Origin of the sequence: Streptomyces cucumeris, assembly GCF_024295805.1 — a bacterium.
Taxonomy (GTDB): Bacteria; Actinomycetota; Actinomycetes; order Streptomycetales; family Streptomycetaceae; genus Streptomyces; species Streptomyces cucumeris.
The window spans coordinates 24,737-46,535 of the sequence record NZ_JANCLX010000024.1 but is presented as its reverse complement, the minus strand read 5'-3'; the positions used below and the strand labels follow the sequence as shown (position 1 = coordinate 46,535).

The 21,799-nt window shown below is 73.1% G+C and carries 17 protein-coding genes; 5 read left to right on the top strand and 12 right to left on the bottom strand.

The window, feature by feature from the left end; all coding sequences use genetic code 11:
• Positions 1-11: 11 nt before the first annotated feature.
• Both NMK44_RS28810 and NMK44_RS28805 read left to right on the top strand, forming a co-directional pair.
• The gene (locus NMK44_RS28810) at positions 12-1,439 is read left to right on the top strand and encodes an NAD(P)/FAD-dependent oxidoreductase (protein ID WP_254748477.1); all 1,428 of its coding nucleotides are present in this window, start codon (positions 12-14) and stop codon (positions 1,437-1,439) included.
• Positions 1,436-2,713 carry an NAD(P)/FAD-dependent oxidoreductase gene (locus tag NMK44_RS28805; RefSeq protein WP_254748475.1) on the top strand — a complete coding sequence of 426 codons (1,278 nt, stop codon included), beginning with the start codon at positions 1,436-1,438 and terminating at the stop codon, positions 2,711-2,713. The genes NMK44_RS28810 and NMK44_RS28805 overlap by 4 nt, the downstream gene beginning before the upstream one ends.
• Before the next feature lie 68 nt (positions 2,714-2,781).
• On the opposite strand, the gene NMK44_RS28800 is transcribed toward NMK44_RS28805, so the two are convergent.
• Positions 2,782-3,156, bottom strand: a complete 375-nt coding sequence (locus NMK44_RS28800; protein ID WP_254748473.1) for an RNA-binding S4 domain-containing protein — start codon at positions 3,154-3,156, stop codon at positions 2,782-2,784.
• A 30-nt stretch (positions 3,157-3,186) separates the two neighbouring features.
• Between NMK44_RS28800 and lpdA the strand changes: the two genes are divergently transcribed.
• A complete protein-coding gene (lpdA, locus tag NMK44_RS28795; RefSeq protein ID WP_254748471.1) occupies positions 3,187-4,587 on the top strand; it encodes a dihydrolipoyl dehydrogenase in 1,401 nt (466 codons plus the stop codon).
• Positions 4,588-4,675: 88 nt separating this feature from the next.
• On the opposite strand, the gene NMK44_RS28790 is transcribed toward lpdA, so the two are convergent.
• The 5 genes from NMK44_RS28790 to NMK44_RS28770 all read right to left on the bottom strand — a co-directional run bounded on the left by NMK44_RS28790 (position 4,676) and on the right by NMK44_RS28770 (position 14,788).
• The gene (locus NMK44_RS28790; protein ID WP_254748468.1) at positions 4,676-7,225 is read right to left on the bottom strand and encodes a hypothetical protein; all 2,550 of its coding nucleotides are present in this window, start codon (positions 7,223-7,225) and stop codon (positions 4,676-4,678) included.
• A 97-nt stretch (positions 7,226-7,322) separates the two neighbouring features.
• On the bottom strand, positions 7,323-9,080 hold the full coding sequence (locus tag NMK44_RS28785) for an ATP-binding protein (RefSeq protein WP_254748637.1): 1,758 nt from the start codon (positions 9,078-9,080) through the stop codon (positions 7,323-7,325).
• Positions 9,081-9,439: 359 nt separating this feature from the next.
• On the bottom strand, positions 9,440-10,894 hold the full coding sequence (locus tag NMK44_RS28780; protein WP_254748466.1) for a DUF2201 family putative metallopeptidase: 1,455 nt from the start codon (positions 10,892-10,894) through the stop codon (positions 9,440-9,442).
• Positions 10,891-13,467, bottom strand: coding sequence for a hypothetical protein (locus NMK44_RS28775; RefSeq protein ID WP_254748645.1), 2,577 nt, complete (start codon positions 13,465-13,467; stop codon positions 10,891-10,893). Before NMK44_RS28775 ends, NMK44_RS28780 begins: the two co-directional genes overlap by 4 nt.
• Before the next feature lie 184 nt (positions 13,468-13,651).
• A complete protein-coding gene (locus NMK44_RS28770) occupies positions 13,652-14,788 on the bottom strand; it encodes an alkene reductase (RefSeq protein ID WP_254748464.1) in 1,137 nt (378 codons plus the stop codon).
• Between the two features lie 75 nt (positions 14,789-14,863).
• Here NMK44_RS28770 and NMK44_RS28765 point away from each other — a divergent pair, with 75 nt between their 5' ends.
• A complete protein-coding gene (locus NMK44_RS28765) occupies positions 14,864-15,253 on the top strand; it encodes a MerR family transcriptional regulator (protein ID WP_254748462.1) in 390 nt (129 codons plus the stop codon).
• A 7-nt stretch (positions 15,254-15,260) separates the two neighbouring features.
• Complete coding sequence (locus tag NMK44_RS28760; RefSeq protein WP_254748460.1) at positions 15,261-15,569, top strand: DUF7677 family protein; 309 nt, start codon at positions 15,261-15,263, stop codon at positions 15,567-15,569.
• 49 nt (positions 15,570-15,618) lie between these two features.
• Here the strand turns inward: NMK44_RS28760 and NMK44_RS28755 are convergent, their stop codons facing one another.
• The 6 genes from NMK44_RS28755 to NMK44_RS28730 form a co-directional block, all read right to left on the bottom strand.
• Entirely contained in the window at positions 15,619-16,614 is a 996-nt protein-coding gene (locus NMK44_RS28755) for an MBL fold metallo-hydrolase (RefSeq protein ID WP_254748458.1), read from the bottom strand.
• Between the two features lie 84 nt (positions 16,615-16,698).
• Positions 16,699-18,198, bottom strand: coding sequence for a glutamate synthase subunit beta (locus NMK44_RS28750; protein WP_254748456.1), 1,500 nt, complete (start codon positions 18,196-18,198; stop codon positions 16,699-16,701).
• 139 nt (positions 18,199-18,337) lie between these two features.
• The gene (locus NMK44_RS28745) at positions 18,338-19,381 is read right to left on the bottom strand and encodes an NAD(P)H-dependent flavin oxidoreductase (RefSeq protein ID WP_254748454.1); all 1,044 of its coding nucleotides are present in this window, start codon (positions 19,379-19,381) and stop codon (positions 18,338-18,340) included.
• Positions 19,381-20,121, bottom strand: coding sequence for a CoA-transferase subunit beta (locus NMK44_RS28740; protein ID WP_254748452.1), 741 nt, complete (start codon positions 20,119-20,121; stop codon positions 19,381-19,383). The genes NMK44_RS28745 and NMK44_RS28740 overlap by 1 nt, the downstream gene beginning before the upstream one ends.
• Complete coding sequence (locus NMK44_RS28735; RefSeq protein ID WP_254748635.1) at positions 20,106-20,966, bottom strand: CoA transferase subunit A; 861 nt, start codon at positions 20,964-20,966, stop codon at positions 20,106-20,108. Before NMK44_RS28735 ends, NMK44_RS28740 begins: the two co-directional genes overlap by 16 nt.
• 20 nt (positions 20,967-20,986) lie before the next feature.
• The gene (locus NMK44_RS28730; RefSeq protein ID WP_254748450.1) at positions 20,987-21,742 is read right to left on the bottom strand and encodes an enoyl-CoA hydratase family protein; all 756 of its coding nucleotides are present in this window, start codon (positions 21,740-21,742) and stop codon (positions 20,987-20,989) included.
• Positions 21,743-21,799: the final 57 nt, after the last annotated feature.

Below are 21,799 nucleotides of genomic sequence, written 5' to 3'. Positions count from 1 at the left end.
CAAGGACCAGCATGACCGTCACGACCACGGGGAACCTCCCGGACGAGGTCTACGACGTGGCCATCGTCGGCGCCGGGGTGGTCGGCACCGCCATCGCCCGCGAACTGGCCGGACACCGGCTGCGGATCGCGCTCATCGAAGCGTCCGACGATGTCGGCGACGGCACCTCGAAGGCCAACACGGCGATTCTGCACACCGGTTTCGACGCCACCCCCGACACCCTCGAAGCCCGGCTGGTGCGCGACGGCTACCACCGGCTCAACGCCTACGCCGCCGAGACGGGCATCCCGGTCGAGCCACTCGGCGCCCTCCTGGTGGCTTGGGACACCGAACAGCTCGCCGCGCTCCCGGCGCTCGCCGACAAGGCCGCGCGCAACGGCTACCACCAGACCCGGATCCTCGGTACCGACGCGGTCTACGCCCGGGAACCGCGTCTGGGACCGGGTGCCCTGGGCGCCCTCGACGTCCCCGGCGAGAGCATCATCTGCCCCTGGACGACCACCCTCGCCTACGCCACGCAGGCGGTGCGGTCCGGTGTCCACCTCCATCTGCACTCCGCGGTACGGGACATCGTGCCCGGCGATCCCCACCGGGTGGTCACCACCCGTGGTCCGCTGCGTACCCGCCACCTGGTCAACGCGGCGGGCCTGTACGCGGATACGATCGACCGGCTGCTCGGCCACACCGACTTCACGGTGACCCCGCGCCGCGGCCAGCTCATCGTCTTCGACAAGTTCGCCCGCGGCCTGGTGAACAGCATCCTGCTGCCTGTGCCCACGGCCCTCGGCAAGGGGGTGCTCGTCGCGCCGACCGTCTACGGCAATGTGATGCTCGGCCCCACCGCCGAGGACCTGCACGACAAGCGCGCCACCGGTTCGACGGTCGAAGGGCTCGCCCTCCTCCGCGAGAAGGGCGCGCGGATCATGCCCGAGCTGCTGGACGAGGAGATCACGGCGGTCTACGCCGGACTGCGCGCCGCCACCGAACACGGCGACTACCGGATCCGCGCCCACCCCGCCCAGCGCTATGTGTCCGTCGGCGGTATCCGCTCCACCGGACTGACCGCCTCCCTGGCGATCGCCGCCCATGTGGCCGGACTCCTCACCGGATGCGGTCTGGACACCGGCCCGGCGCGGGACCTCGAACCGGTACGGATGCCCAACCTCGGCGAGGCGTTCCCGCGTCCCTACCAGCGGGCCGAACTCATCGCCGCCGACCCCGCCTACGGCACGATCGTCTGCCACTGCGAACGCGTCACCCGCGGTGAGATCCGCGACGCGCTCACCAGCACCGTGCCGCCCGGCTCCCTCGGCGGCCTCCAGCGCCGCACCCGTGCGCTGGGCGGCCGCTGCCAGGGCTTCTCCTGCGGAGCCGAGGTACGCGCCCAGTTCGACGGGCACGGCGCGTCCGGCACACCGTCCGTGGAGGTCCGGCGATGACCACCCCGGCCGACTCCGAGCCCACCGCCGCGCCCGGCCGCCGCCCGCGCACGGTCGACGTGCTGGTGGTCGGTGCGGGACCCGCCGGACTCGCCGTCGCCGCCCGGCTGGCCGCCGCGGGGGCGGGCGTGGAGGTACTGGACCGCGAACGTCACGCGGGCGGTGTCCCCCGCCACTGCCACCACACCGGATTCGGCCTGCGGGACCTGCGTCGGCTCATGAGCGGCCCGGACTACGCCCGCCACCTCATCGCCACCGCCCTGCGCGCCGGGGTCGCCCTGCGCACCGGTGTCACCGCCACCGGCTGGGCGGGCCCGCGCACCCTGGACACCACCGGCCCCGGCGGTCTGGAGCGGATCACCGCGCGGGCCGTGGTCCTCGCCACCGGCGCCCGAGAACGCCCGCGCGCGGCCCGGCTGGTGCCCGGAGACCGGCCCGCGGGGGTGCTCACCACCGGCCAGCTCCAGCGGGCCGTCCACGGACACCGCCGACCCGTGGGCCGTCGCGCGGTGGTGATCGGCGCCGAACACATCAGCTACTCCGCCGTCCTCACCCTCCGTCACGCCGGGGCGGAGGTGGCGGCGATGGTCACCGACCTCCCGAGCCACCAGACCTTCCGCGCGTTCGACCTCGGCGCCCGGCTGCGCCACCCCTTCCCGCTGCTCACCGACACCACGGTGACCGGACTGACCGGACGGGGACGGCTGGAGGGGGTGCGGGTACGCCACCGCGACGGCAGGACCGCGGTCATCCCCGGTGACACCGTGGTGTTCACCGGCGACTGGATCCCCGACCATGAACTGGCCCGGAGCGCCGGAATCGCCCTCGACCACGGCACCCGCGGCCCCGCCGTGGACACCGGGTTCCGCACCGCGGAGCCCGGGGTGTTCGCCGTGGGCAACCTGCTGCACCCCGTCGAGACGGCCGATGTGGCCGCCCTGGACGGCCGGTTCGCGGCCGGACCCGTCCTGCGCCATCTGGCCGACGCACCGTGGCCCGCGGATCCGCTGCCGGTGCGCGTCGCCGCGCCCCTGCGCTGGATCGCCCCCAACCGCATCGACCCCGACGGCCCCCGTCCGCCGCTGGAGCGGTTCACCCTGCGCACCGCCGCCTTCCTGACCCGGCCGGCCCTCACCGTCCGCCAGGACGGCCGGACGCTGTACCGGCGGCGGGTGCTGCGCACCGTGGCACCCGCCCGGCCGCTCCACCTCCCCACCGACTGGATCGTCGCGGCCGACCCGTACGGCGGACCGGTGCTGATCACCGCGGACTGAACCCGTCCGGCGCATGCCGGACGAGCCGCCCCGGCCCGTAAGCGGGGGCGACGGTCCTCCCGCGCGCCTCACAGCCCGCGCAGCCGCTCCATCTCCCGGCGGTCACGCTTGGTCGGCCGTCCGGTGCCCCGGTCGCGCAGTCCGATCTGCACCGCGTGCTCGCGTGGTGGCGGCGGTGGACTGTTGTCCACGTAGCACTCCACCGCCACGGGCGCCCCGACCCGCTTGCGCACCACGCGCGAGACCACCACGACCCGGTCCCGTCCGCCCTGGCGCAGCCGTACCTCGTCCCCGGCGCGCACCGCCTGGGCGGGCTTGACCCGCTCGCCATTGACGCGCACATGACCGGCGCGGCAGGCCGAGGCGGCCATCGAACGCGTCTTGGTGAGCCGCACGGACCAGATCCAGCTGTCCACCCGTACGGACCCCTCATCAGAAGCCATACTCCGACTCTAATGTCTAAGGTGCGACGCATGAGCGCACATTTCGACGTCGTGATCCTGGGGGCGGGATCGGGCGGCTATGTCGCGGCCATCCGTGCCGCTCAGCTCGGTCTGACCGCGGCCATCGTGGAGGAGCGGTACTGGGGCGGCGTCTGTCTGAACGTGGGCTGCATCCCGTCCAAGGCGCTGCTGCGCAATGCGGAGCTCGCCCATCTGTTCACCCATGAGGCGGCAACCTTCGGGTTCCGGCTGACCGGCGATGTGACACTGGACTACCGGGCGGCGTTCGAACGCAGCCGGAAGGTGGCGGACGGCCGGGTGCGCGGCATCCACTACCTGATGAAGAAGAACAAGATCACCCAGTACGACGGTCGGGGCAGCTTCACCGGCCCCCATACGATGCGGGTCGCCCTCGCCGACGGCCGTGTGGAGAACCTGAGCTTCGACCACTGCGTGATCGCCGCCGGGGCCGGCACCAATCTGCTGCCCGGTACCTCGCTCAGCGAGCGCGTGGTGACCTACGAGGAGCAGATCCTCTCCCCGGACCTGCCCGGCAGTGTGCTGATCGCGGGCGCGGGCGCCATCGGCGTGGAGTTCGCCTACATCATGCACAGCTACGGGGTGCAGGTGACGCTGGTGGAGTTCCTGGACCGGATCGTGCCGCTGGAGGACGAGGAGGTCTCGGCCGAGCTGGCGCGCCGCTATCGCAAGCTGGGCATCCACGTCCTGACCTCCACCCGGGTCGAGGCGATCAACGACTCGGGTCCCGCCGTGAAGGTCATGGTCACCACCGGTGGCCAGCGGCAGACCCTCCAGGCCGGGAAGGTGCTCCAGGCGATCGGCTTCCGCCCCCGGGTCGAGGGCTACGGTCTGGAGCACACCGGGGTCCGGCTCACCGAGCGCGGCGCGATCGACGTCGACGGCCGCTGCCGCACCAGCGTGCCGCATATCTTCGCGGTCGGGGACGTCACCGCCAAGCTGATGCTCGCGCACGCGGCCGAGGCCATGGGCATCGTCGCGGCCGAGACCATCGCCGGGGCGGAGACCATGGAGCTGGACTACGTCATGATCCCGCGCGCCACCTTCTGCCAGCCGCAGATCGCCAGCTTCGGCTGGACCGAGGCCCAGGCCCGGGAGCGCGGCTTCGACGTCCGGGTGGCCAAGTTCCCGTTCAGCGCCAACGGCAAGGCCCATGGGCTGGGCGAACCCGTCGGCTTCGTGAAGCTCATCAGCGACGGCCGCCACGGTGAGCTGCTCGGTGGCCATCTCATCGGCCCCGAGGTCACCGAGCTGCTCCCGGAACTGACCCTCGCGCAGCAGTGGGATCTGACCGTGCACGAGGTGGCCCGCAATATCCACGCCCATCCCACCCTCAGCGAGGCCGTCAAGGAAGCGGTCCACGGACTGGCGGGACACATGGTCAACATGTGAGCGGAGCGGCCCCGTTTCCTGTGATGTATGAGGATATGCAGAGTGGTTTCATGTGAAACCGGGCTCGGGGCCAGACGTCGGCCGGGCGTCAGGTGACGACCAGGGCGGCGGTGGCCAGCAGCTCCGGGAGGGTGCCGGAGAAGTCGGGCAGCAGCCGCAGCGCCACCGCCCAGGTCTCCGGATCATCACCCAGATGGGTGGCGGCCAGCTCCTTCAGCTCCCGGAACGCCGGAACGTTCGCCCGGTCCGGTGCCGCCGACGCCCGGCAGGTCAGACAGTGCGCGGCGATCAGCGCGGGACGTCCCTCGCGCACCACGTCCAGCAGGGACAGCTGCTGATGGTCGAGTGCCAGGGCGAGCCATGCGTCCGGTGCGTAGCGGGGGAGCGGGTGGTGACGCAGCAGTTCCAGGGCGCCGGGGCGGGGGCCGGTGCGCTCATCCGGATGCGCGTGGTGCCGCAGCCGGAGCTGGGCCGGGGTGCCGTGGCGGCGCAGTTCCTCCGGGCAGTTCTCCCGTCCCGCGAGCTGGACGAGGACGTCGTCCGGCAGCGGATCCCGGTCGTGCTCCGCGGTCAGTCCTTCCCAGGCGGGGCCGAGTTCCTCGGCCAGCCGGTCCAGCGCCGTGTCGACCGGTACGGCGCTCCCCTCGTTCAGCTCGCGGAGGAGCCCGGCCAAGGTGGCGGGTGTCCGCTCGCGGGTCAACTCCTCGCGCAGCACGGCCAGACCGTCCGGTGACTCCAGCGCCTTCCGGGTCAGCTCGTGCACGGTGGCGGGCAGCGGATGCCGGCGCCGCGCGCGGCCGCCGAACTCGGTCTCGTCCAGCAGCGCCGCCACCTCCGGTGCGCCGTGCTCCTCCCAGACCCGGACCAGGAGCAGCAACTGCGCGGCGAGCGTGTGCAGTCTGACCTTGCCCAGCAGGATCCGGGCCAGCCGGGGGTCGCCGGACTCGGTGATGGGCAGCAGCCAGTGGCGGCGTCCGCTGGCCTCGAGCTCCTGGACCAGCTCGTCGGTGATCGCCAGTGGTTTCGGCTCCCCGTCCGTCCCGAAGCGCCTGCCCGCGAGGATGCCCCTGCGCTGCTCGTCGGTCAGATCGGTGTGGACGTAGAGACAAGTGTTGATCTCGGGGTCGTCCAGCACGATCAGCTCCCGGATCCGCTCCGCGGGCAGGTCCCAGCGCGACGCCACGGCGGCCAGCACCGACCGGCCGTGGAGCGCGACCACGCGGTCGCGGATGACGGGCGACGGCGGGTGGAAGAGCAGCATGTGCTGTACGGACCGGAGGTCCAGATGCTCCACCAGCGCCGACCGGACGTCCTCCGACGCCTGCGCGAGCAGGTGGAGGAAGGCCGCACGGCTGCCCTCGGGGTGCTTGGCGGGGAACTCGGGGCCCAGCGGCCGGGGCCAGCTCTTGCCCCGGTGCCTGCCCGACTGCGCCACCGCCGCGGCCACCAGCTCCGTGGCCGTGCCGTCGAACCGGGGCAGCAGCGTGTACAGCGCGCGCCAGGTGGCGAAGTCCGCCCCGAGCGGGCGGACCAGTTCCGCCGTCGCTGCACGGACCGTCTCCTTCTGGAAGGGGAGCCCGGTCAGCACCAGTCGGGCGGGCCGGACCTCCGCCAGCACGCCGTCGGCCGGATAGCGTCCGTCGGTGACACCGCGCTCGAGCAGCCGCGGCAGATCGTGCGGTGCGGGGTCGTCCGCCCAGTCGATGGCGCGCAACAGCGCCCAGGAGATGCGGGGTTGCTCGGCCCATCCCCGGCATGCCCGGTACGCCGCCCTCACCAGCTCTCCCGGACAGTCCGGGCGGGAGGCCAGGGTGGCCAGTGCCCCGGGTGGGAAGGGCACATCCCGCTGTTCGGCCAGAACCCCTTCCCAGTCGACGTCGACCCCGTCCAGCGCGAACACCTGGGCCCGGCTCGTCGTCTCCCTCAGGTGCCGCACCAACTCCTCGCCGATGAGGGCCGGTGCGCCCGCGGGGCGGCCCGCCCGGTCCAGTGAGAAGGCATCCAGTACGGCGGCCGGGTCCGGTGCGGCCACCGCCCGCCGTGCCAGCTCCGCCACCTCCGGTCGCAGGGCGGGCAGTGCGGCCAGGGTGGTGAGCTCGTCCACTCCTCCGTACCGCAGCACCGCGCGACAGGCCTCGAGCTGGCCGGGGAATCCGGCCTGGACGCCGACCAGCTCCACGGCGTGCCGCACCACCTCGGGGAAGGGGGCCCCGAGCGCCGGGATGAGATCAGGGGGCAGAGGGTTGATCAGCAGGGCGTTCACCAGACCGTCGGGGGCGTGCCACCCGGGGTCGTCCAGGCGACGCGCGGCGCCCGCGAGCACCGCGCGGCGCAGCTCCTGCTCCAGGTCATGGCGTAGCCGCTGCCGGTAGAGCGCCCGGGCCACCCGGGGATCGCCCAGCGCCGCGAGCCGCAGCAGCACCGGCACCTGGCGGGTACGAGCTCCTTCGGCCAGGGCCACCAGCAGCTCGCGGTCGCCGGAGGCGATCACCTGGTTCACCACATGACCGGGCAGGGGCACCGCGGAGCGGAGCACGGCGATGGCCTCCTCTCGCAACCGTGCCATCAGGCCGGGCGCGAGGGATCGTCCGGCCAGTCCGAGGACGGCCGACAGTACGGCTTCGGGGAGAGGCGCCACGCCGGGGGTGCTCCGATCGTCCGGTCTCCTTCCCGTCCTGACGGAGGACGGGAAGGAGGAGAGGTGAGGGGTGGGGGAGTGCGGGAGACGGGCCCGGTCAGTCGGTGCCCAGCTCGGCCATCCGCGCCAGGGCGGCGACCCAGAAGCGCTGCCGCTCCGGGGTCTGGCCGACCAGATGGGTGGCGCGCAGCTTGGGCGGCAGATGGCGCAGCAGCCGTGCGACCGCCTCGGCATGCCGCTTCAGCTGGGACACCTCGGCGTTGGCGAATGCCTGGTGCACCAGATCGGTGTCATTGGTGCCCTCGGCGGAGGTCTCGGACGCCGCGGCCAGCCGGGCTTCCCAGCGGTCGACCTCCCGGGCGATCTCCCGCAGCCCGATGACCCGTTGCGCGGCGTCGTCGGCGAGCCGGGCCTCGAGCCGGGACAGCGGCACCGGGGCGTACTCGCCCTCGCCGAGGTAGATCAGCCCTGTCTCCAGGGGCTGTTCGGCCAGATGCAGTTTGATCAGCCGTTCCAGGGTGCGCTTGGTGATCCAGTCCCGGCCCTCGTCGTCGATGTCGTTCTTCCACCAGTCGAGCACCGTCTCCGCCACCTCCCCGTAGGTGGAGATCAGCCACTCATTGGCGGGTATGTCCTCCGGCCGGACTTCGTAACTGATCGTGAAACGGCTGGCCTGCGCCACGTTGTTGCTGCTCACCAACAGCTTGCGGCCCAGATGGTACGGCGGGTTCTGGAGCGCGACCTGGGCGCGCAGCCCCGGGATCGGCCTCCCGGCGAGGGACCACTCCTGGGTGATCTCCATCAGCTTGGCGAACGTGGCCTTGTCCTTGGGCCGGTTGTACTCGTCCCAGACGATCACCTTGGGCTCGGGACCGGTGAGGGACCGGCTGAGCAGGGTGTCCAGCGTTCCATCGGGGGTGGGGACCGGGACGCACAGATCCTCGACGTTGGTGACCGGCAGGGAGTAGTACACCGGATCGGCGCCGGTCTCCTCGCGCACCACCGCCTTGGTGATCTCCGTCTTGCCGCAGCCGGGCGGACCCTGGAGCAGCACGGACCAGTTCTCCCGGACCGCGGCGCGCAGGATCCGGCGCACCGGGTCGGGAACGGAGGCGGGGTTGGGGCGGCCCAGCGCACCGGCGATGGCGTCCAGCAGCTCGGTGGTGCGGTCCGGTCCCGGTGTGCCGTCGGCCTTGCGGTCCCGCAGCCGCAGCCGTGCGCCGCTCACCAGGGGCAGTCCCCAGACGAGCGGGAACTCGGCGCGGGCGCAGTCCAGGATGTGCTCGAGGGTGCGGGGGGACAGCAGCGACCGCAGATACGGGGAGAGCCCCGCCCAGACCCGGAACACCTCGGTCAGGTCCCAGTCCGCGTAGCGCTCGGCCAGCTTCTCCCGCCAGGCGGTGTCATTGGCCGTGATCCGCAGGGTGACCATCCGGTCCAGGACGGCCAGATCGCTGCGGCGAGCGCTGGTCTCGGCCAGCGACTCGTTGTCGGCGAGGAAGACCCCGACACAGCCCAGCGCGCGCAGATCGTGTTCGCCCAGCGTCCAGTTGCACGCGATCTGCATCAGCTGCGACTGGATGGTCTCCCCGGCCTGCAACGAGTCGTCGATCAGCAGCACGAAGGGCCTGCCCGGGGTGAGCTGACGCATGATGAGCTGGATGAGGACCAGCTCCCCGGTGCGCTCGTCCCGGACGGGCGCGTTGACCAGCAGGTCGTCCGGGGTCAGATTGGCCGCGGGGACCAGGACGACCTCGGTGCCCGGATGCGCCCGCGGGATGTGCGACAGGAACGTCGATGTCTTCCCGATGCCGTGCTCACCGAAGACCTGCCCGGTCTGCCCCATGGTGATCATGGCGCTGATGAACCGCTCGAGACGGGGCCCGCCCTTGGCCGCACCGGTCCGCCGGGGCGGTTCGGGGTAGGTGGCGGTGGCCCGCCAGCCGGTCCGGGCGCCGTCGGAGCGCGGCGCGCCACGCCTGCCGCTCCCGCCCCCGGCGCCCGTGGCGCCGGTGGTCTTCGCATCGGTGGTCCGTGACCCGGTGCCGGTGGTCCGCCGCCCCGCCGACCGCCGCTGATCCGTCGCCGCGTCCCCCGCGGGTGTCGTGGTGTCCACACTGCTCACGGTGGCCTGATCCCTCATCCCGTTCCGGTCGTTCGTTGTTCGCCGACCCCGGGCGCCCGGCCGCGGGGAAGTGTTCTGGTCGTGCAGGTTCAGCCGTCGCCGGTGACCACGCGATGGCAGGCCATCGGCGGGTCATGCCGCTCCGGCCAGTCGTCGCCGCCGTCGGTGATGAGCCAGATCCACCGGTCCGGACGCTCCGGGGTGACGGTGGGGGCGTAGCCGTCGGTGACCATGATCACCGCGTCGGCCCGCTCCTCGAACCGGCGTCCGTTCACCGGGAGCCGCCCCTCCACGTAGTCCACGACCGACTGGAAGCTGGTGCCGCCTCCGCCGTGCACCCGCTCCCCGGGAACGAAGGGCATCACCGTCCCGTCGAAGCTCAGCCAGTGGCTCTCCACCCCTTCGGTCCGGCCCACCAGCGAGGTGATCCACTCGACCACCTCCTGGGGCATCGATGCCGAGGTGTCCAGCGCCACGACCACCACCTTGGTGCGCTCGGCGCCGCGCCGGGACAGCATCGGGTCATGGCCCAGCGCGAGCAGCACCGCGCCCTGCTTCTTCGGGTAGACCAGCCGCTCGCCCTCCCGCAGCTTGGAGGCCAGCACATCGTGGAGCCAGCGCCGCCACCACTCCACCCGGCGGGTCCGCTGGGTCTCCCCGCGCAGCGCCCCGAGCCCCATCCGGCCCCACATCCGCTCCAGCCGCTTGCCGCCGTCCGTGCTGCGGTCCGCCAGGCTCAGCAGCTCCTCACGGGCGAGCTCCTCGCCGCGCAGCGCCCGGCGCATCAGTTCGGCCAGTGTCTCCTCCACCACCGAGGACACCGTCTCCGGGTCCATCGGCACACGTCCCGTCCCGTCGCCGTCCGTGCCCAGGTGGACGCACATCACCGGGGGCACCGGAGGGTTGCGCATCCGCTTCAGCTCTCCGTAGACCGTCAGGTCCGTCACGGTGAAGTCCTCGTAGGACAGCGGCTGGAGACCCTGCTCCCGCAGGTCCTCCTGGTACATCCGGTGCACCTCGCGCGGATCGACCCCCACCGGCTCCCGCCGGGTGCCTCCCGAGCCGTCCGGCACCGCGCGAGTCGGCAGCTCGGTACGCCCCAGCCGGATCAGCACCACATGGTTGATCGCCACCTCCGCGGCCAGATCGAAGACCGGATCGGCCCGCAGCTCCTCCTCCACGTACAGATGGCGGTGGATCAGATGCCGCGCCTCGTGGAACAGTACGAACCGCACTCCACCGGCCCCGATGGCCACGAAGAACGCGGGGTTGTACAGCAGCAGACAGGTGCCGTCGCCGGTGGCCACCACCGCCGCGGTGTCCACCGCCGCGGTGGGGATCTGGTGGTGACACTTGGCGAACAGCCAGGAGGACACCACGCTGTCCTTGACCCCGAAGTCCAGCAGCGCCGCCTCCTTGAGTCTGCGGCCCTCCTCCGCCACCTCCGGATCGTCCACCTGACAGGCCAGCAGGGCCCGCCGGTCGGCCAAGTCCACCACCGGGCGCGCCGGGGTGTGCCGGCTCCGCCCCGCCACCTGCGTCATACCGCGCCCTCCCGGCCGGCTCCGGCCCCGGCGGGGGCGAGGGCGGCCAGGGCCGCGGTCCGCAGCAGCTCGGGGAGGGTGCCGGTGAAATCCGGCAGCAGACGCAGCACCAGCGTCCATGCCTCCGCCCCGCCGTCCAGGTGCTCATGGACCAGCGCCTCCACCTGCTTCCCGCCGCCGTCCGCCTCGCCCCGCCGCTCCGCCTCGTCCACCAGGGTCAGCACCGAGCGTGCGGGCTTGGCGCTGTGCACCACCTCGGCACGGGTGAGCAGATCCCGCCGGATCGCCAGCTCCACCCAGGACACCCCGTCGTCCGGTGTGGAGAGGGTGGCCTTGGCCAGTACCCGTGCGGGGTCACCGCCCTCCGCCAGCTTCCGGTAGGCGGTCTGCTCCGACCGGGACATCCGTCCGACCGCGAGCCGCAACAGCTCCGGGCAGCCGTCGAGTTCGGTCAGCTCCGAGAGGTAGTAGGCGGGCAGCGGGGCTCGCAGATGCTCGGCGAGCAGGGTGTCCCAGTCCCAGACGAAGCCCTCGGCCAGCAGCCAGTCCAGCGCGCGGTCGATCATCGGATGGCGGAGCCGTCCAGCGAGCTGCTTGGCCGAACCGGCCTTCCGCGCCAGCTCCCGCAGCCGCTCCAGCGCAGCATCCCGGTCGGGGTCCGCCAGCAGCTCCGCGACCGTGTCGCACACGGTGGGCCGGAACCAGCCCGGAAGGTGCTCCGCGACCTTCTCCGGACCCTGCCGCTCCCACAGGCCGAGCGCGAACCGCCACTGGAGGTGCAGGGAGTTCAGCGCGACCCGCGCCAGCACCCATTCGGTCATCCACGGGTCGCCACTGGCGGTCCAGGGTGCGAACCACACCTTCTGGTCCCGGCGGGTGCTGCGCTCCAGGTCCGCGCGGAGCGCCTCGTCGACCGGCAGCCGCCCGGTCCGTCCCGGTGTGAACGGCTTGCCGGTGACCAGCGCCAGCCGCTGCTCCCAGGTGGCCGTGCGCTGATAGACCAGGCCCGCGTTGACCGCCGGATCGTCCAGGGCCGCGAGCGCCGTCACCGCTTCCGCCGGAAGGTCCCGGCGGCGGGCGAGCAGCACCCGCTCCTCGTGTCCCCCGGCGGCCAGCGCCCGGTCCAGCCACTCGGCCCGCCACCGGCCGAGCACCAGCAGGTCGTAGGCGGTACGGGCGTCCAGATGCGGCAGCAGACGCCACTGGGCCGCGGTGTCGGCGGCGTCGAGCAGCATCAGGAACGCCGCACGGGCGCCCTTGGGTGTCACCGCCTCGGTGAACGCCGGGCGCCCGGCCGCCTCCGGCCACGGCTCGTCGGCGCCCTCCCCGCGCGCCGCCCTGGCCATGGCGTCGTCCAGCAACTCGGCCACGGTGCCCCGGAACCGGGCGAGACGCGCCCGCACCACACGCCAGGCGGCCACCTGGTCGCCCAGCTTCTCCGCCACCAGGGCCGTGAGCTTCCCCGTCAACTCCGCGGCCCGCTCCCGCCCTTCACGGGTCGCCGTCACCGGGAGGACCGGGGCCAGCGCCGCCATCGCCGGGCGCAGCCCCAGCAGATCATCGGCGGACACGGTCCGGCCGAGCCCCTCGCGCACCAGCACAGGGAGCAGCTTCCGGGTGTCCTTGGCGGGCAGCGCGTCGAGCACGGTGAGCGGCACCGGCCGGCCGAGGTCCGTCAGCAGCTTCGCGGCGTCGGGGTGTCCCGCGCACAGCACCGGCAGTGCCTCGGCGGGGCACTCGTCCCTGGTGATGAGCGCGGCCACCACGCCCGGTGCCAGCGGCCGGGAGCGGTGCGCGCGCACCAGGCCCGCCCAGTCCAGTCCGGTGCGCAGCCCCAGTGCCTCCGGCACGCTCTCCGCCGGGCCGTAGACCTCGTCCAGCAGTCCGGCCGGACCCTCGGCGGCCGCCACGGCGGCGCGCAGCGCCTCCACACCCTCCGGACCGGCCACGGCGGCGCGGCCCAGCCGGACGGTCTCCCCGTCCTCCGGGCCTCTCGTGTCCAGCAGCTCCGCCAGCCGGGCCGGGCCGCCGTGGGTGACGACGGAGAGCAGGCCCCGCAGCGACTCGCCACGCGTCAGCGCCCCGACGGGCAGCAGGGTGTCCAGCGCGTGCGCCACCACATCGGGGAACGGGGAGACCACCGCGGCCCGCAGGGCGAGCCGCCGGTGACCGGCCGGGGAAGGACGCACCATCAGCAGCCCGGCCGCCGGGCCCGGCTTGTCGAACCAGAGGCGGTCGGCCGGGTCCGCCGCCGCCAGCAGGGTGCGCAGCTCGGTGAGTGTCCAGGCGTCGTCATGGACCGCCCGGGCCGCCACCAGCGGATGCCCGGACGCCGCGAGCCGCGCCCGCAGCGCCGGATCGGCCGCGGTCGCGTCGTGGTTCCCGGCCAGCAGCTCCAGCCACCGCCCGCCGTCGGCCACCACCGCGTCCACCAGCGCCGCCGGGATCCGCTCGCCCGAGGTCACCACCGGCTTCAGCAGATCCGGTGTCCGTTCGAGCAGCGCCCCCACGTCCTGCGGACGGCCGCGGTCGAGCAGCGGCCCGAACGCGGGTCGGTGCGGCAAACCGGTCATCTGGCCTGGTCCTCTCCTCGGCACTCACAGGGCGCGGGGAACCAGGACAGGACCGACCGGCCGGGGAGCATGACGCTCCCTCGGCAGGTGGCCTGTCTTCTTCCCCCGCACCACATACGTTATCGGCGGGGTACGACAACGGGAGTCCGGCCCCGGAGGGTGTCCTCGGTGTCCGCCACCCGGTTCAGGGCGCCACACCGCACGGTGACATGGTGTCGCCCGGAGTGGTGGCGAGCGTCGGGTAGTCGAGGTAGCCGGTCGCGCCCCCCGTGTACATCGCGTAGCGGTCCCGCACCGGATTGAGGGGAGCGCCGAGGCGCAGCCGTGTCACCAGATCGGGGTTGGCGATGAACGCGCGGCCGAGCGCGATGAGATCGGCTCCGGCGGTCAGCAGCCGCTCGCCCGCGCGACGGCCGCCGTCGGCGGGCAACGGGCCCTTCCCCAGTGCGGGATTGGCGATGAGGGTGCCCGGCCATATCCGCCGGATCTCCCGGTAGGGCGGCCGGCCGGGGTCGGCGAACACCAGGTGCAGATAGGCCAGTCCGGCTTCCGACAGCTCCTGGACCAGCGCCGGGTAGATCGCCCCGGTGTCCCCCTCCTCGATGCTGTTGACGGTGTTCCCGGGGGAGACCCGCAGACCGGTCCGCTCCGGGCCGATCGCCCCGGTGACGGCCCGCACCACCTCCACCGTGAAGCGGATGAGTCCGGACACCGGGCCGCCGTAGCCGTCCCTGCGGTGATTGGTGTTGCGGGACAGGAACTGGTGGAGGAGGTGGCCGTTGGCCGAGTGCACCTCGACGCCCTCGAACCCGGCGTCGACGGCGTTGCGCGCCGCGGTGGCGAAGTCGGCCACGGTGGCGCGGATGTCATCGGTGGTCATCTCGCGCGGCACCACGGCGGGCTGACGCCCCCGCGGGGTGTGCACCGTCTCCGGGAGCGGGACCGGGGAAGGAGCGACGGGGATCATGCCATGGGTATCGGGGTGGCCGACCCGTCCCCCGTGCTGCAGTTGCAGGAACATCCGGCCACCGGCGGCCCGTACCGCGTCGGTCACCCGCCGCCAGCCGGCCACCTGCGCGGCGGTGTGGATCCCGGGGATGTTCGGATAGGTCTGCCCCACGGCGTTCGGGGTGGCCGCCTCGGCGATGATCAGCCCCGCGTCGGCGCGTTGTGCGTAGTACGCCGTCATCATGGTGCCCGGCACCCCGTCGGCTCCGGCCCGGTTACGGGTCAGCGGTGCCATCACCAGGCGGTTGGGCAGCGGGAGCGGGCCGAGGCGGGCAGGGGTGAAGAGCGGGGACTGCGCTGGTGTGTGGGTCATGCCGGTACGGTAGAAGCTGACATCCATGTCAGATTCAAGTCGCCGTACGTCGCGCGGCGGTGCGGGAGGCGGGGTATGCGCATCGGTGAACTGGCCCGGCGGAGCGGGGTGAGCGAGCGTTCGCTGCGCTACTACGAACAGCAGGGTCTGCTGCGGGCCGAGCGCACCCCCGGTGGCCACCGCGAGTACGGCGAATGGGCCGTCGACCGGGTCGTCCACGTCCAGGAGCTGCTGGCCGCGGGGCTGAACAGTGCGAAGATCGCCCGGCTGCTGCCCTGTATGCGGGACGGGGACGGCGGCCCGTCCGAGATCGCCACCCAGCGGCTGGTCGAGGAACTCGTCGGGGAACGGGACCGCATCGACCGGATGATCGGCGATCTGGTCCGCTCGCGTGATGTCCTGGACGAGGTGATCGACGCGGCGTCGGGACCCCCGGGCCGGGGGCCACGCGGCGGACCCGCATGATGGGCGGATGCCACACCTTCCTGCCGATGTCCGTGCCTCGCTCCGGTTCTTCGCCTTCTACCTCGCGAACGGCACCCTCGACACCGAGCTGCTCGACGGTGTCGACTACCGGCCGGCCCTCTTCCGGTACGGCTCCGCCCTGGAGCAGGTCTTCGCGATCTACGGCAACGTCCTGGAGGTCGACGAGGACGGGCAGGTGCTGAACGACGGAGAGGCGCAGGTCCGGGCCGCCCAGTGGATCCGCGCCCACTGCGACCCGGACTACCGGGTCGAGCCGCCGTTCGAGCCGTGGGAGACCGAACTCCACGGCCCCTGACGGCGGCCCGGACCCGACCGGGACGGCCCGTCGGACGGGACGGCCGGTGTCAGTCCGCCACCGTCATGTCCCGGCGCTCCCAGGCGACCTGGGCGAGATCGGCCATCACGGCGAGGATGTCCGGACCGTCCGCCGCGCCTTCGAGGTGGCGGTATTCGGTGGCCACCGTGATGACCATGCGCTCGGCCAGGCCCAGCAGCGGAAAGGTGTTCTCGGCGATGAGCGCGCGGGCCGCGTCCAGGGCGGGGACCCCGGTCGAGTGCAGCTCGTGGGCGCGGTCCCGGAGGTGTTCGAGATAGCGGATATGGGCGCGGACGCCCTCGGGGCCGAGTACCGGACCGTGGCCGGGGACGATGATCTCCGCTCCGGTGGCCAGCACCCGTTCGCAGGCGGCGATCACCTGGCCGAGCGGCCCCGCCCAGTGCACCGGGTGGTCACCGGGGTCCTCCGGGCCGGAGGCGAAGATGACATCGCCGGTGAACGCCACGCGCTGGCGCGGCAGATAGGCGATCAGATCGCCGGTGGTGTGCGCGGAGGGCAGGGCGAAGAGCTGGACCGGTACCTGGCCGATGCGCAGGTCGAGTTCACCGGTGAACGTCAGGGTCGGCTCGACCACATCGGTGGCGGACCAGTCGAAGCGTCCGAAGTGGCGCTTGAGATACCAGCCGAGCGGGGTCTCCGGATCGCCGCCGTGCACCAGGGCATGCAACTGCCGTGGTGCGGGCTCCCAGGCGATATGGCCGAGCGCCTCACGGGTGGCCACGACCTCCGGGTCGTCCGGCAGCACCTCCGCGCCCCAGAGGTGGTCACCGTTGGCATGGGTGACGATCACCCGTCCGATCCGGCCGCCCGCGGGCAGCAGGGTCCGGCTGCGCTCCAGGAAGTCCAGCGCCATCCGGCGGTCGTAGGGGGTGTCCACCCAGGCGGCCTCGCCGTCGGGGGAGACGATCAGACCGCAGTTGGCCAGCCCCCATCCGGTGCTCGGTGTGGGCGACCACAGGTGGACTCCGTCGGCGAGGGTCGTGAGCGGCGGCTGCGAGATCATGGACGCCAGTATTCCGGGTGCCGCTCCGCACCACGCAGACATCGCGCCATCGGTGGTGCCGGGCCCCCGGTCGCGGCCGGGGCGTTACGCCGTGAGCGGCCGGTCGCCCGCTCCGACCGGTGCCGGAAGCGTCGTGGACCCCGTCAGATAGCGGTCCACGGCCGCCGCGGCCGACCGCCCCTCGGCGATGGCCCAGACGATCAGCGACTGGCCGCGGCCGGCGTCCCCGGCCACGAAGATCCCGTCCGTCCCGGCGTCGAAGTCCGCGTCCCGGGCGATGTTCCCCCGGGCGTCGGCCGTCAGCCCGAGCTGGTCGAAGAGCCCGTCGTGCTCCGGACCGCGGAACCCCAGGGCGAGCAGCACCAGATCGGCCGGGAGCACCCGTTCGCCGCCCGGCTCCGGCCGCCCCTCGCACTCCGCCCCGACCAGCCGCAGCGCCCGGACACTGCCGTGCGGACGCGTCGCGTCCGGTGCGGTGCCCTCGAAGCGGACGGTGGTGGCCGAGAACACCCGGGCGTCCACATCCGCCTCCGGGGCGGCGGCGAGCTCCCGCGCCTCCTCGTGTGCCGCGGACATCCGGTAGATCCTGGGATAGATGGGCCAGGGCTCACCCTCGTCCCGCTCGTCGCCCGGCCGGGGGTGGATGTCCAGCTGGGTCACCGAGGCGGCGCCCTGCCGCAGGACGGTGCCCAGACAGTCGGCGCCGGTGTCCCCGCCGCCGACGATGACGACGTGCTTGTGCTCGGCGGTGATCGGCGGCCGGAGGTAGTCGCCCTCCTGGACCCGGTTGGCCATCGGCAGGAACTCCATCGCCTGGTGGATCCCGGCCAGCTCCCGGCCCGGCACCGGCAGCTCCCGCCAGGCCCGCGCGCCCACCGCGATCACCAGGGCGTCATAGCGCGATCTCAGCTCGGCGGCGTCCAGATCGGTGCCGACCCCCACCCCGGTGCGGAACTTGGTGCCCTCGGCGCTCATCTGGGCCAGCCGCCGGTCCAGGTGGTGCTTCTCCATCTTGAACGCGGGGATGCCGTAGCGCAGCAGACCACCCGCCCGGTCGTCCCGTTCGTACACCGCCACCGTGTGCCCCGCCCGGGTGAGCTGCTGGGCCGCGGCGAGACCCGCGGGACCCGAACCGATCACCGCGACGGTCCGGCCGGTCAGCCGCTCCGGGGGCCGGTGCGGGACGCGGCCGCTCTCCCACGCCCGGTCGGCTATGGTGACCTCGACGTTCTTGATGGTGACCGCGGGCTGGTTGATGGCGAGCACACACGCGCTCTCGCACGGGGCCGGGCACAGCCGCCCGGTGAACTCCGGGAAGTTGTTCGTGGCGTGCAGCCGCTCGATCGCCCGTGCCCAGTCGTCCCGTGAGACCAGGTCGTTCCACTCCGGGATGAGGTTGCCCAGCGGGCATCCCTGGTGACAGAACGGGATCCCGCAGTCCATGCAGCGGTCCGCCTGGGCACCGATGATCGGCAGCAGTCCGCCCGGCTCGTAGACCTCGTCCCAGTCCCGCACCCGCTCGGCCACGGGGCGGCGTGGCGGAAGGCGGCGGGGTGTGGTGAGGAAACCCTTCGGGTCGGCCATCACGGCCTCCGATACCCGCGTCCTGGTCTGGCCGGTGGGACCCGGTCCACCGGGCCCCGGCGCGGCGGCGGCACATGGCGCCGTCACGCGTTTCTCCCCACTGTACGACCGCTCCCGCCCGGTGGTGCCGGGCCCGACCCTAGGCCGGCAGCCGGGCGCGTACCGCCTCGGCCTGTGCCATCACCCGGTCCACCAGCTCCGCGCAGCTCGGCAGATCGGCGATCACCCCCGCCACCTGGCCCGAGGCCATCACCCCGGTGTCGGTCCTGCCGTCCACCATCGCCGCCTTGAGCAGCATCGGGGTGGTGGCGGCCAGCAGCACCTGGCTCCAGGTGAGCTCCCGGCCGCGGCGCATGGCCAGCCCGTCGCGCGCCATCCGTACCCAGCCCGTCCCGGACAGCCGACGGAAGGCGGCGGCGTGGCGTACGGCCCGGACGAGGGCGGTGGTGCGCCCGGAGCGCTCCAGGGCGTCGACCAGTTCGGTGCGCAGCATCCGGTGCGGCAGTCCGTCGACCGCCGTGGTGACGGTGACATCGGTGACCGCGGCGGCCAGGTAGCGGGCCTTCACGGCGTCCGGCACCGTGCTGTCGGAGGTCAGCAGGAAGCGGGTGCCCATCGCGATCCCGGCCGCTCCGTAGGCGAGCGCGGCGATCAGGCCCCGGCCGTCGTGGAAACCGCCCGCGGCCACCACCGGGATGTCCACCGCGTCCACGACCTGGGGGAGCAGCACACTGGTGGCCACCTCGCCGGTGTGGCCCCCGCCCTCACCGCCCTGCACCACCACCGCGTCCGCGCCCCAGGCCGCCACCTTCTCCGCGTGCCGCCGCGCGCCGACCGACGGGATGACGACCACCCCCGCGTCCTTCAGCCGGGTGATCAGCTCCCGGGTGGGGGCCAGCGCGAAGGACGCCACCCGGACGCCCTCCTCGATGATGATCCGCACCCGTTCCCCGGCGTCCCCCGCGTCGGCCCGCAGATTGACGCCGAAGGGCGCGTCGGTGCGCGAGGCGACCTCCCGCACCGCGGCCCGCAGCCGGTCCGGGGACATGGTGGCGGAGGCGAGGATGCCCAGCGCCCCGGCCTCGGCCACCGCCGACACCAGCCGGGGCCCGGCGACCCACCCCATCCCGGTCTGGACGATCGGGTGGCGGACCCCGGCGAGCGCGGTCAGCGCGGTGTCCATCAGGACGGCACCTCCCGCTCGCGCAGCCCCTCCGGATCGATGACCTCCCGGATCAGCCGCAGCTCGGCCGCGCTCGGCTCACGGGTGCGGGGGACGTCGTCGGCGACGGTCAGCGGGAAGCCGGTGGCCTCCCGCACCTGCCCGGCGGTGACCCCCGGATGCAGCGAGTGCACCCGCAGCGTGCGGTCGGGCGTGGCGAAGTCGAGGACGGCGAGATCGGTCACCACCCGCCGCAGTTCGTGGAAGCGGGTCGCCGACGGCCCGGCCGCCGCGGCCCGGTCGTGTCCGACACCGCACACCATGTCCACGCGTTCCACGAACACCCGCCGGGAGTGCCGCGGCACCCAGTAACTCGTGGGGTTGTTCAGGGTGTTGACGGGTGCTCCGCGTACTCCGAGAAGCTGCCGCCGGGGCCGCTTCCAGTCACCGACGCAGGAGATGTTCTGGTTGCCGTGGCGGTCGAGCTGGCTCGCGCCCATCATCACATGGCGTTTGCCGCCGGCGACCAGTGCCAAGTGGCGGCGGTACGGCAGCCAGCCCTCCACCACCTCCGGATCGTCGCCGACGAGCATCGCCTCACCGTCGGTCAGCAGCAGCCCCGGCTCGAAGGTGAGTCCGGCCAGCCGGGCGCCGATCCGGGGCACCACACCCATCGGGGCGGCCAGGATCTCCCCGTCGCCCCGCCACGCCTCCGCGCACGCCACCACGCAGTACTCGGCCCGGCTCACCTGAGCGGCCATCGGCCCTCCCTCCCGAACTCCGCCACCGCGGCCCGGTACGCGTCCTCGTCCCCGGACAGGAAGCGCGCGGCGAACTCCCGCCACGCCCCGGGGTCGGCCGCGGCCTTGGCGTATGCGCTCTGGAACGCCTCGTCACGTCCGTAGTCCGGGACGCAGGAGGTGAAGTGGGCGCCGTGCGGCGCCTCGATCACACCGGCCACGCTGTGCCGGGAGACCAGCAGGGTCCCCGGACCGCCCGCCGCCGCGAATTCAGTGGTGTCGACGACGCGTTCGCACGAGAGGTAGGCGTGGCCGGCGGCCTCGCAGAACAGGTCGTCGAAGTACGGGTCCGGTCCCAGGTACTGACCGTTGCCCGCGGCGTCGGCGCGGTTGAGGTGCACCAGCGCCACGTCCAGCCGCAGCGCCGGTACCGCCACCAGCTCCTCGCCGTCCTCGTAGGGCGAACGGACCGTCCGCAGACCGGGGTTGACCGTCATCACGTCCGAGCCGAGACCCGCGCGGACGGGCAGGAAGGGCAGCCGGTGCACCGCGGCGGTCAGCCCCCACATGACCATCGCCTCGTCCAGCTCCACCAGTTCGAGGGCGCCCCTCTCGCGAGCCGCCCGGAAGTGCGGCTCCAGGGGGATCGAGTCCAGGGTGGCGAACGCGGTCACCAGTTTGCGGATCTTCCCGGCGGCGGTCAGCAGCCCCACGTCCGGCCCGCCGAAGGAGACCACCGTCAGATCGGTGACATCGGTCCGCAGCAGGGCCCGTACCAGCGCCATCGGCTTGCGCCGGGAACCCCAGCCGCCGATGCCGACCGTCATACCGCTCTCGATCCGGCCGACCGCCTCCGCCGCGCTCATCCGCTTGTCCAGGCCCGGGCTCACCGCCGCTCACCGCCCCGTGCCAGGAAGGCGTCGCGGTGCCGGTCGGACAGTCCGCCGAGGTTGGCCTCGAAGGTGAAGCCCTGTTCGAAGCGGTAGCTGCGGTGCACATCGACCGGATCGATTCCGTTGATGGCCGCCTTGGCCAGCCGCAGCAGCTCACCGTCCTTGGCCGCGATCTCCCGCGCCAGCTCCAGCGCCGCGGCACGCAGACCGGTGCGCGGCACCACCCGCCACACCGAGCCGTGCCGGTGCAACTCCTCGGCGGTGGCGGTACGCGCGGTGTAGTACAGCGCCCGCATCAGATGCTGCGGCACCAGCCGGGCCAGATGGGTGGCCGCGCCCAGCGCGCCGCGGTCCAGCTCCGGCAGCCCGAACTCCGCGTCCTCGCTCGCCACGACGGCGTCCGCGTTGCCCACCAGACCGATACCGCCGCCGAGGCAGAAACCCTGCACGGCCGCGACGACCGGCACCGGGCAGTCGTAGACCGCGGCGAACGCCTCGGCGCAGCCCCGGTTGGCGCCGAGCAGCGCCTGGTGTCCTTCGGTGCGCTGCATCTCCTTGATGTCCACGCCCGCGTTGAACCCCCGGCCCTCGGCGGTGAGGACCACACAGCGCACCGCGGGGTCGGCGCCCGCGCCGCGCACGGCGGCGGCCAGCGCGTACCAGCCGTGCACGGGAAGGGCGTTGACGGGTGGGAAGTCCACGGTGACGACGGCTACGCCCGCTTCCGGGGCGGTGGTGGAGACACCCATGAGCAGATCCGCTACCTTTCCACCAAACATTTGTTAGGCGAGAAGGTAGCAGCGCAC